Raw genomic sequence first — 10822 nt, forward strand, 5'->3', positions numbered from 1 at the left:
GTCTAGAAATCCGCGTCCCATTCGACTCGCATCACACCGGCCTGCAGGTCGATTGCCAGCACACATTGCTCCGTATAGGGCAACAGACGCTCGCGATCATCCAGGCTGCCTGTGCAAGGCTTGACCACCATTACATCGTTCGCACCGGTCTCCAACAGGTGATCGATCGTGCCGAACAGCTGTTCGTCCTGATTGATGACCTTCAGGCCTTCCAACTGGTACCAGTAGTACTCGTCGGCTGCCAGGTTGGGCAAAAGGCTCCGCGCGATGCAGATTTCGTAACCGCTCAGAAGACGGGCTTCGTCACGATCCTCGAGGCCTTTCAATTTCACGACCAGGCCCTTTTGGGAGCCACGACCGCTGACCAGCTCGACCTGCTTTACCTTGCCTTCGTGCCTAAGCGTCCAGCGCGGATAATCCAACAGGTTTTCAATCGGATCGGTAAAGGAGTACACCTTCACCTCGCCGCGAACGCCGTGAACCGAAAAAATCTTGCCAACGACGATGAGGTCATCAGCCTTTTCTGGCGTCGCGTTCATACTGCTCAGGCTGCAGCCTTGGCAGCTTCCTTCAGCAGCTGAGCAACACGCTCAGACGGCTGTGCGCCCTGGCTCAGCCAGTAGGTGACGCGCTCTTGGTTGACCGACAGCTTGACTTCGGCGCCCGATGCGATCGGGTTGAAGAAGCCAACGCGCTCAACGAAACGGCCGTCACGGGCGTTACGCGAGTTGGTCACGGTCAGGTGGTAGAATGGGCGCTTTTTCGAGCCGCCACGGGCCAGACGAATGGTTACCATGTGAACATCGTTCCTATAGTCGGTGCTGCAAAACTGAATGCCCAATGGGCACACGGGTGCCCAAAAGGCCGCATATTCTCGGGGAATACACGGACATTTGCAAATGCCTTTTTCGGCGAGCGCTTGACCCACCGTTCAGATCTGCCGGTTAAGCCGCCATTTGGCGGCACTGTTCCCGCCGAAGCGGGGGCTGGGCGGCGGTCTTCATATTAAAAACCGCCGCCCGGATTCGCTTACATCTTGGGCATGCCGCCACCCGGCAGCATCCCACCAAGGCCGCGCATCATCTTGGCCATGCCGCCCTTGGCGGAGAATTTTTTCATCATCTTCTGCATCTGCTTGTGCTGCTTGATCAGCCGGCCGATGTCCTGCACCTGGGTGCCGGAACCGAGGGCGATGCGGCGCTTGCGCGAACCGCTGATCAGGTCAGGGTCGCGGCGTTCGGCAGGGGTCATGGAATTGATGATCGCTTCCATCTGCTTGAACTGCTTCTCGGCCGCGCCCTGGGCGTTGCCCATCTGCGACAGGTTGACGCCACCGATGCTCGGCAGTTTGTCCATGAGGCCGCCAAGGCCGCCCATGTTCTTCATCTGTTGCAGTTGATCGCGGAAGTCTTCGAGGTCGAAGCCCTTGCCCTTCTTCAACTTCTTGGCCAGTTTGTCGGCCTTTTCCTTGTCGATGTTCTGCTCGGCCTGCTCGATCAGGCTAAGCACGTCACCCATGCCAAGGATGCGCGAAGCGATCCGGTCGGGGTGGAACGGCTCGAGGGCTTCGGTCTTCTCGCCCATACCGATGAACTTGATCGGCTTGCCGGTAATGGCGCGCACCGACAGGGCGGCACCGCCACGGGCATCGCCGTCGACCTTGGTCAGCACCACGCCGGTCAGCGGCAGCGCATCGCCAAAGGCCTTGGCCGTGTTGGCGGCATCCTGGCCGGTCATGGCGTCGACCACGAACAGGGTTTCGATCGGCTTGACCGCGGCGTGCAGGGCCTTGATCTCGTCCATCATGTCGGCGTCGACGTGCAGGCGACCCGCGGTGTCGACGATCACCACGTCGATGAACTTGAGCTTGGCTTCGCGGATCGCCGCTTCGGCGATGGCCACCGGCTTCTGGCTGATGTCGGACGGGAAGAAGGTCACGCCGATATCATTGGCCAGCGTCTCGAGCTGCTTGATCGCCGCCGGACGATAGACGTCGGCCGACACTACCATCACGCTCTTCTTTTTGCGCTCTTTCAGATGACGCGCCAGCTTGCCGGCGGTGGTGGTCTTGCCCGCGCCCTGCAGGCCGGCCATCAGCACCACGGCCGGCGGGGCGGCGTTGAGGGTCAGCTCTTCATTGGCCGCCCCCATGAGGCTTTCCAGCTCGGCCTGGACGATCTTTACGAACGCCTGGCCCGGGGTCAGGCTGCGCGACACTTCGGTGCCGACCGCACGTTCCTTGATGCTGTTGACGAAATCCTTGACCACCGGTAGGGCGACGTCGGCTTCGAGCAGGGCCATGCGCACTTCGCGCAGCGTGTCCTTGATGTTGTCTTCGGTCAGCTTGGCCTTGCCGGTGACATGGCGCAGCGTCTGTGACAGGCGGTCGGTCAGGTTTTCGAACATGGTGATCCTTTCAGGCCCAGTGAAGCCGAGGTTTTTCAGGCGCCCAGGTGGAAATGCACACGCGCTGGGCACAACAAGGCGGCGATTATAGCGGAGACTGCCTTGCGCGCACACCTTGCTCGGGACCACCGGCCAGATGCGCTGGCTATCCCTGGTCATGGCCCCGTGGTATCGGGCTTGCCCCGCGATTGATACGCAGTCTTCCTTGCCTACCGCGTTCTATGCCAAACTCCGTCCCTTTAGGGCTTGCACGCCAGGACTTATGTTCTCTTCACCCAGCCTCATCCCCAACCTGCTCGCCGCCTTCCTTTATCTGGCCGCGACCGTCTACCAGGCCACCGGCCTGGCCCGTGGCGCCCGTGCCGACAAACGGCTGCTTGGCCTGCTCGGCACCCTGGCGGTCATCGCCCAGGGCGGCGCCCTGTTCTTCCAGCTGATCACGCCCCTGGGCCTGAGCCTCGACTTCTTCAGCGCCGCCAGCCTGATCGCCGTGGCGGTGATCGGCTTGACCCTGCTCGCCTGCCTGAGCATTCCCGTGGAGAACCTGCTGGTGCTGCTGTTCCCGCTCGGTGCGGTGACCGCGCTGCTGGCCCAGTTCGCGCCCCCCGGCACGGTGCCGCTGATCAACGAAGAGCCAGGCATCCTCGCCCATATCCTGCTGTCGATCCTGGCCTACGGCCTGTTCACCATCGCCGTGTTCCAGGCCCTGCTGCTGTTGCTGCAGGACCACCAGCTCAAGCACAAGCACCCGTCCGGACTGATCCGCAACTTCCCGCCGCTGCAGACCATGGAAAGCCTTCTGTTCGGCTTCCTCTGGGCCGGCTGGGGGCTGCTGTCGCTGTCGCTGATATCCGGCTGGCTGTTCCTCGACAACCTGTTCGCCCAGCACCTGGTGCACAAGACGCTGCTGGCCTGTGTCGCCTGGATCGTCTTCAGCGTGCTGCTGTGGGGCCGCACCCGCCTCGGCTGGCGCGGTCACAAGGCGATCCGCTGGACCCTGGCCGGTTTCTGCCTGCTGATGCTGGCCTACTTCGGCAGCAAGCTGGTCCGCGAATTCATCCTGCACATCTGACGGCCGCCCATGGACACTCTGCCGTACGCCCCGCTGCTCGGCATCATCGCACTGGCCCTGCTGTGGTCGGCGCTGTTCACCGCGGTAGACTGCGCCCGCCAGCAGCTCAATGGCCACGGCGCCCCCACCCTGCCCGCCCAGGGCCTGGTGCTCGGCGCCAGCCTCGGCAAGTTGCTGGTACTGGGCCTGGCCTGCCTGATTGGCCAGCGCTACAGCGGTGAACACGGCTTCTGGCTGGCCGGCCTTGGCGCCAGTTTCACCCTGCTGGTGCTCGCCGACTACCTGCCGCGCCGCCTGGCACGCCGCAACCCGCAAGCCTTCCTGGACCTGGGCGGCAACCTGCTGAAATTGCCGCTGACGTTGCTGCAGCCGCTGGGCTGCCTGCTCGATGGCTGCGCCAAAGTGATCCTGCGCCCGTTCCGCGTGCAACCCACTGCGGTGGCACTGCACCCGCAGCAGGGCGACGCATTCGACGAAGACGAACCTGCCGAGACCAGCCAGCACGGCCTGCTGGAGGGCCTGCAGGCGCTGGACAAGATCACCGTCAACGACATCCTGGTACCGCGCAACGAAGTAGACGGCATCAACCTCGACGATCCCATCGAGCAGATCATCGAGCAACTGATCATCAGCCGCCACACGCGCCTGCCGGTCTATCACAACGACATCAACCAGGTAGAAGCCGTCCTCAACACCAAGCTGATCAGCCACCTGCTGCCGCGGGCAGAGCTCACCCAGGAGAAGCTCCAGGCCGCCTGCTACGAGCCCTACTTCGTGCCCGAGAGCACACCGCTGCAGATGCAGTTGCTCAACTTCCACAAGCAGCAGCGGCGCATGGGCGTGGTGGTGGACGAGTATGGCGAAGTACTGGGTATCGTCACTTTGGAAGACATCCTCGAAGAGATCGTTGGCGAGTTCGAGGACGAGCAGAACCTGGACAACCCGCATGTCCACCCTCAGCCTGATGGCCGCTTCGTCATCGAAGGGACGGCTTCGCTGCGCGAGATCAACCGTACCCTGGGCTGGCACCTGCCCTGCGACGGTGGGCCGAAAACCCTGAACGGCCTGGTCACCGAAGCACTTGAAAGCATTCCAGAAAGCGCTGTCTGCCTGAAAATTGGCAGATATCGGCTGGAAATCCTCGAAACCGAGGACAATTGCGCAAGCAAGGTACTGGTCTGGACACTGGCTCGATAGCTATACTCGGGTCACGCTTACCCAGCCCTGCCGTCCCGCCCGCTACCCGCACCCGGCGTCCGACGGCCAGTCCGCCCCACTGACACGCCCCGCGGTCCTGCTCAGCACCCCGATCAGCCACCGCTCACCGCCTATCCCCTGGGCTATCGTCAGTCGGCGACCAACAACAATACGCTCCGGCTCCCGTGTGCCCGCCACATGGGCCGTGCCCCATGGAGCATGACTGTCAGGGACCTTCGCATGACTACCAGCACCACCTACGCCGAACCTGCCTCGGCAGCCCCGGTCAACTCGCCTGCCCGGGTGGCCACCGCCAGCTTCATCGGCACCGCCATCGAGTTCTACGATTTCTACGTCTACGCCACCGCCGCCGCGCTGGTGATCGGGCCGGTGTTCTTCCCGTCCGGTTCCGGCACCGCGCAAATGCTGGCGGCCTTCCTTACCTTTGGTATCGCCTTCCTCGCCCGGCCACTGGGATCGGCGCTGTTCGGCCACTTCGGCGACCGCATCGGGCGAAAGTCGACGCTGGTCGCCTCGCTGCTGCTGATGGGCGTCTCGACTACCCTGATCGGCGTGCTGCCCGGGTATGACAGCATCGGCGTATGGGCACCGATCATGCTCTGTGTGCTGCGCTTCGGCCAAGGCCTGGGGCTGGGCGGCGAATGGGGCGGCGCGGCATTGCTGGCCACTGAAAACGCCCCTGAGGGCAAACGCGCGTGGTTCGGCATGTTCCCGCAGTTGGGCCCGTCGATCGGCTTCCTCGCCGCCAACGGCCTGTTCCTCACCCTGGCCCTGGTGCTCAGCGACGAGCAGTTCCGCGAATGGGGCTGGCGCATTCCGTTCCTGCTCAGCGCCGCATTGGTGCTGGTCGGTCTCTATGTGCGCCTGAAACTCGAGGAAAGCCCGGTGTTCGCCAAGGCCGTGGCCCGCCAGGAGCGGGTCAAGATGCCTGTGCTCGAGCTGTTTTCCCAGTACTGGCTGCCGACCCTGCTGGGGGCTGCGGCGATGGTGGTGTGCTACGCGCTGTTCTACATCTCCACGGTGTTCTCGTTGAGCTATGGCGTGTCCACACTGGGCTACAGCCGTGAAACCTTCCTCGGCCTGCTGTGCTTCGCCGTGGTGTTCATGGCCCTGGCCACGCCCCTGTCGGCCTGGTTGAGTGACCGTCATGGGCGCAAGCCGGTGCTGATCGCCGGCGCGCTGCTGGCCATTGCCTCGGGCTTTGCCATGGAACCGCTGCTGACCTCGGGCTCGACCGCAGGCGTGGCGCTGTTCCTGGCCATCGAACTGTTCCTGATGGGTGTGACCTTCGCCCCGATGGGCGCGCTGCTGCCGGAGCTGTTCCCGACCCATGTGCGCTACACCGGCGCTTCGGCGGCCTACAACCTGGGCGGCATCGTCGGCGCCTCGGCGGCACCGTTCTTTGCCCAGAAGCTGGTGAGCATGGGGGGATTGAGCTGGGTGGGAGGCTATGTGTCGGCGGCGGCGCTGATCAGTCTGATTGCCGTGCTGTGTCTGAAAGAGACGCGCAATACCGAGCTTTGAATCAATCGCGGGGCGAGCGCGCTACCACGCCAGACTGATACTGGCGTGGTAGCGCGCTCGCCCCGCGATCGTTTCAGATCAGAACTCGACCTTGACCGCCTGCGAAGCCCGGGTCGCCTTGGCCCGCGCCGCCTCGACCGATTCGTCACGCGCCAGGCACACGCCCATGCGCCGAGTACCATTGATCTCTGGCTTGCCGAACAGGCGGATGGCGGTATCCGGCTCGCTCAGCGCCGCGCCCAGGTTGGCGAAGCTGGTCTGCTGCGACTGGCCTTCAGGCAGGATCACCGCCGACGCCGACGGGCCGAACTGGCGCACCACCGGGATGGGCAGGCCGAGGATGGCCCGCGCGTGCAGGGCGAACTGCGACAAGTCCTGGGAAATCAGGGTCACAAGGCCCGTGTCGTGCGGGCGTGGCGACACTTCGCTGAACCACACCTGGTCGCCCTTGACGAACAGTTCCACACCGAACAGGCCACGGCCGCCCAGCGCGTCGGTGACCGCCTGGGCTACACGCTGCGACTCGGCCAACGCCTTCGGGCTCATGGCCTGGGGCTGCCAGGACTCCTGATAGTCGCCCTTTTCCTGTCGGTGGCCGACCGGCGCGAGGAAGGTCGTGCCACCGACATGGCGCACAGTGAGCAGGGTGATCTCGTATTCGAAGTCGATGAAGCCTTCGATGATCACCCGCCCCTTGCCGGCACGGCCGCCTTCCTGGGCATAGTCCCAGGCTTTCTGCAGGTCATCGGCGCTACGCAGCAGGCTCTGGCCCTTGCCGGACGAGCTCATCACCGGCTTGACCACGCACGGGTAGCCCAGGTCGGCCACCGCCTTGCTGTAATCCTCGAAGGTGTCGGCGAAATGGTACGGCGAGGTCGGCAGGTCCAGCTCTTCGGCAGCCAGGCGACGAATGCCTTCGCGGTTCATGGTCAGCTGGGTGGCGCGGGCGGTGGGGACGACGTTGAAGCCTTCGCTCTCGAGCTCGACCAGCGTGGCGGTGGCAATGGCTTCGATCTCGGGGACGATGTAATGCGGTTTTTCCGCCTCGATCACTGCGCGCAGGGCCACGCCATCGAGCATGTTGATCACATGGCTGCGGTGCGCGACCTGCATCGCCGGCGCATTGGCGTAGCGGTCCACGGCGATCACTTCGACGCCCAGGCGCTGCAGCTCGATCACCACTTCCTTGCCCAGCTCGCCGCAGCCGCACAGCAATACACGGGTCGCGGTGGGCGACAGTGGGGTTCCGATACGGGTCATTTCAGGTCCTCGAAGGCGTCCGGGGCCGCGCCACGCTGGCTGCCGCCCGCTGAAAAATGGACCGGTATTCTACATCAGGATGTGGCCACCGCGCGCCGTGCCCGCCAGGCCATGATCAACCACACCGCGGTGACCCCGGCGAACTTCGAGGCCATCGCCGTGCCGATCACTGCAGGCGTCAAGGCACCGATCATGCCGAAGAAGATGAAGGTGTCCACCGGGATGCTCAGCGCCGAGCTCAGCCACAGGCGGTCGCGCAGGGGGCGCCGGGTAACGCTGAACACCAGCCAGTCGATCAGTTCGGAGACGAAGAACGCGGTCGCGCTGGCCAGGGCGATGGCAGGCTCGGAGGTGATATAGGACAGCACCAGCGCCACCAGCATGGCCAACAACGCGCCATGGCCGTAGCGGGTCTGCACCATGTCGCGCAGGATGAACACCAACCCGCCCCAGGCGGACCAGATCACGTCCAGGTGCGGCGCACTGGAGAAGGCGAAGTTGATCAGCACCACGCTGCTGATGTAGGCGATGAGATAGAACATGATGGGTGTTCGGATTGGGCAAGCCGGACAGATTAGCGTTGCCCCCTTCGCGGGGCAAGCCCGCTCCCACGGCTGTTCGACAGGTGCTACAGACCGATGATCAACCCGGCCGCCAGCGCCCGCTCATGGCAGCGCTGCAACACCAAGCGCCGCTCGGCATTGTCCATGCGCCCCCAACGAGTGATCTCGCTCACCGTACGCTGGCACCCGGTGCAGATATCCTGCTCGTCCAGCGCGCAGACATTGACACAGGGCGAGGCCACGGGCCGCTCGTCACTCATCGTCGCTCACCAGGTCACGGGCATAGCGCTGGGCATTGTGCACATAATGGGCGGCGCTGGCCTCGAGCATGCGTTTCTGCTGCTCGGTCAACTCGCGCACCACCTTGCCCGGCGACCCCATCACCAGCGAGCCGTCGGGAATCTCCTTGCCCTCGGGGATCAGGGCGTTGGCGCCGATGATGCAGTGCTTGCCGATACGCGCCCCGTTGAGGATCACCGCATTGATGCCGACCAGGCTGTAGTCGCCGACCGAGCAGCCATGCAACATGGCGTTGTGGCCGATGGTCACGCCGCGACCGAGGGTCAGCGGCGAGCCCATGTCGGTGTGCATCACCGTGCCGTCCTGGACGTTGCTGTCCTCGCCGATGTCGATCAACTCGTTGTCGCCGCGCAGCACCGCGCCGAACCACACGCTGGCCCGGGCCTGCAGGCGCACCTTGCCGATCAGCGTGGCAGTGGGCGCGGCCCAGCTCTCGGGATGGGCTTCGACGCGCAGGTCGCCCAGGCGGTATTTCATGTGTCGCTCCTCACGGTTGAACGCCAGTGGCGGGGTGTGCCCCGCTCAGTTCTCGATGAAACGCTCGGGAGGCTGGTGCAAGCTGATGCCCGCGTCGAACAGCAGGTTGACCAGTTCGACGATCATGATCGCCGAGAGCCCCCAGATCTTGTAGTCGCCGTAGCGGTAGCTGGGCACGTACCAGCTGCGGCCCTGGTAGTCGATGCGGTGAGTGTGCTCGCGGGGGTCCTGGCGGAAAAACGCCAGCGGCACACTGAACACGGCGGCGATTTCCGCGTCGTTGGCGCGGTACTCGACATAGTCCGGGATCAAACCGACGAACGGCGTCACCTTCAGGCCGTGCAGCGAGATCAGCGGGCTGAGCGGGCCGATGACCTCGACCAGCCCCGGCGGCAGGCCGATTTCCTCCTCGGCTTCGCGCAGGGCCGTGAACACCAGGTCTGGGTCCTCAGGGTCGCGCCGCCCGCCCGGGAAGGCGACTTCACCACCATGGGTGGACAGGCCCTTGGCGCGCAGGGTCAGCACCAGCTCCGGCTCCTCGCTGCGGGTAATGGGCAGCAACACCGCCGCTTCGGGGAAACGGCGGTCCGTCTCCGGTGATGCGGGGGTATGGTTGCTCATTCGGCGAAGAAGCTCGTCCAGCATTACGCACTCTCGTGTCCAAGGCCTGCCCTGCATGATGCACCAAAGCCGCGAGGCACCCAAGCCCCGCCCGCAGGCCGCTTGCGATAAGCGGGCCGGGCGCGCCAAGATAGCCCGACCCCACTGGAATGAATGAAAGCATGAAATTCTGCAGCGCGTGCGGCCAACCGGTCACCCAGCGGATCCCCGAAGGCGACAGCCGCCTGCGGTATGTCTGCGATCATTGCCAGACGATCCACTACCAGAACCCCAATATCGTCGCAGGGGTCTTGCCTACCTGGGGCTCCCAGGTACTGCTGTGCCGCCGGGCGATAGAACCGCGCCGAGGGTTCTGGACGCTGCCCGCCGGCTTCATGGAAAACGGCGAGACCCTCGATGCCGCCGCCCGTCGCGAAACCGTCGAGGAAGCGTGCGCGCGGGTCGGCGAAACCTGCCTGTACCAGTTGTTCGACCTGCCGCACATCAACCAGGTGCACGTGTTTTTCCGCGCCGAACTGGCCGATCTGGACTTTGCAGTGGGCATCGAGAGCCTTGAAGTACGCTTGTTCGAAGAGCACGAGATCCCCTGGCGCGAGCTGGCTTTCCGCACCGTCACACGCACACTAGAATGCTATTATCGCGACCGCGTCAGGCAGCACTATCCGATTGGCCATGAATACCTGCCGCCGATGAACGTCACGTCGTCCACCACCTAAGTTTTCAGGGATACGGTTTCATGCGCTGGCTGCTTGCCCTCTTCTGCCTCAGTGTCGCCTCGGTGTCGCAAGCCGCCTTCACCGAGACTATCATCCGCAAGACGCCGTCGGCCGCGCCGTCGCCGGTCCAACCCGCCACCACTGGCACCCAGCAAGAGCGGCTGATCGACAAGGTGCTGGTGATCAAGTCCGAGCGCCGCCTGCAACTGATCAGCCGTGGCGAGCCGCTCAAGACCTACCGCATCTCCCTGGGCAAGCAACCCAAGGGGGCCAAGGCCCGCGAAGGTGACAAGAAAACCCCGGAAGGCCTGTACTGGCTCGACTGGCGCAAGGTCAGCGACCGCTACAACCTGGCCATGCACATCTCCTACCCGAATATCACCGATGCCGCCAAGGCGCGCAGCGAAGGTGTTGCCGCTGGCAGCATGATCATGATCCACGGCACGCCGATCAACGAGGAGTACCCCGAGTGGTATTTCCATACCCTCGACTGGACCGAGGGCTGCATCGCCATGCGCAATGACGACATGCGCGAAGTATGGAGCATGGTCAAGGACGGCACGCTGATCGAAATCCGCCCCTGAGCGCTCACCGGTGGCACCAAAGGCCTGTCCTGCTCACGCGTGACAGGCCTTTCTTTTTTAGTGCCCGCCCCCTTTCGCCAC

At 64.1% G+C, this 10822-nt stretch carries 13 protein-coding genes; 5 read left to right on the forward strand and 8 right to left on the reverse strand.

Annotated elements, in window-relative coordinates:
• Nucleotides 1-2: 2 nt before the first annotated feature.
• The 3 genes from rimM to ffh all read right to left on the reverse strand — a co-directional run bounded on the left by rimM (nt 3) and on the right by ffh (nt 2406).
• Complete coding sequence (rimM, locus tag ACZ9C1_RS13295) at nt 3-539, reverse strand: ribosome maturation factor RimM (protein WP_023629810.1); 537 nt, start codon at nt 537-539, stop codon at nt 3-5.
• Between the two features lie 5 nt (nt 540-544).
• Complete coding sequence (gene rpsP, locus ACZ9C1_RS13300; protein WP_011535318.1) at nt 545-796, reverse strand: 30S ribosomal protein S16; 252 nt, start codon at nt 794-796, stop codon at nt 545-547.
• 233 nt (nt 797-1029) lie between these two features.
• A complete protein-coding gene (gene ffh / locus ACZ9C1_RS13305) occupies nt 1030-2406 on the reverse strand; it encodes a signal recognition particle protein (protein WP_023629809.1) in 1377 nt (458 codons plus the stop codon).
• 262 nt (nt 2407-2668) lie between these two features.
• Between ffh and ACZ9C1_RS13310 the strand changes: the two genes are divergently transcribed.
• From ACZ9C1_RS13310 to ACZ9C1_RS13320, 3 genes are all read left to right on the forward strand, one after another.
• The gene (locus tag ACZ9C1_RS13310; protein WP_102685316.1) at nt 2669-3478 is read left to right on the forward strand and encodes a cytochrome C assembly family protein; all 810 of its coding nucleotides are present in this window, start codon (nt 2669-2671) and stop codon (nt 3476-3478) included.
• 9 nt (nt 3479-3487) lie between these two features.
• Complete coding sequence (locus tag ACZ9C1_RS13315; RefSeq protein ID WP_110699776.1) at nt 3488-4675, forward strand: transporter associated domain-containing protein; 1188 nt, start codon at nt 3488-3490, stop codon at nt 4673-4675.
• Nucleotides 4676-4915: 240 nt separating this feature from the next.
• Complete coding sequence (locus tag ACZ9C1_RS13320) at nt 4916-6220, forward strand: MFS transporter (protein WP_102682909.1); 1305 nt, start codon at nt 4916-4918, stop codon at nt 6218-6220.
• Between the two features lie 78 nt (nt 6221-6298).
• On the opposite strand, the gene purT is transcribed toward ACZ9C1_RS13320, so the two are convergent.
• The 5 genes from purT to ACZ9C1_RS13345 form a co-directional block, all read right to left on the reverse strand.
• Nucleotides 6299-7480, reverse strand: a complete 1182-nt coding sequence (purT, locus tag ACZ9C1_RS13325) for a formate-dependent phosphoribosylglycinamide formyltransferase (RefSeq protein WP_139669148.1) — start codon at nt 7478-7480, stop codon at nt 6299-6301.
• 74 nt (nt 7481-7554) lie between these two features.
• A complete protein-coding gene (locus ACZ9C1_RS13330; RefSeq protein ID WP_023629807.1) occupies nt 7555-8022 on the reverse strand; it encodes a 7-cyano-7-deazaguanine/7-aminomethyl-7-deazaguanine transporter in 468 nt (155 codons plus the stop codon).
• 86 nt (nt 8023-8108) lie between these two features.
• Nucleotides 8109-8303, reverse strand: coding sequence for a DUF1289 domain-containing protein (locus ACZ9C1_RS13335; RefSeq protein ID WP_476254054.1), 195 nt, complete (start codon nt 8301-8303; stop codon nt 8109-8111).
• Nucleotides 8296-8820 carry a gamma carbonic anhydrase family protein gene (locus ACZ9C1_RS13340; protein WP_102682912.1) on the reverse strand — a complete coding sequence of 175 codons (525 nt, stop codon included), beginning with the start codon at nt 8818-8820 and terminating at the stop codon, nt 8296-8298. Before ACZ9C1_RS13340 ends, ACZ9C1_RS13335 begins: the two co-directional genes overlap by 8 nt.
• A 45-nt stretch (nt 8821-8865) precedes the next feature.
• Nucleotides 8866-9465, reverse strand: a complete 600-nt coding sequence (locus tag ACZ9C1_RS13345; protein ID WP_046854363.1) for a CoA pyrophosphatase — start codon at nt 9463-9465, stop codon at nt 8866-8868.
• A 137-nt stretch (nt 9466-9602) separates the two neighbouring features.
• On the opposite strand from ACZ9C1_RS13345, the gene ACZ9C1_RS13350 reads away from it, so the two are divergent.
• Both ACZ9C1_RS13350 and ACZ9C1_RS13355 read left to right on the forward strand, forming a co-directional pair.
• Complete coding sequence (locus ACZ9C1_RS13350; protein ID WP_102682914.1) at nt 9603-10157, forward strand: NUDIX hydrolase; 555 nt, start codon at nt 9603-9605, stop codon at nt 10155-10157.
• A 20-nt stretch (nt 10158-10177) separates the two neighbouring features.
• Nucleotides 10178-10741: a L,D-transpeptidase family protein gene (locus tag ACZ9C1_RS13355; protein ID WP_102682915.1), complete on the forward strand. Its 564-nt coding sequence runs from the start codon at nt 10178-10180 to the stop codon at nt 10739-10741.
• The last annotated feature ends 81 nt before the right edge of the window (nt 10742-10822 follow it).

Source organism: Pseudomonas sp. TE21435 (genome assembly GCF_056279265.1).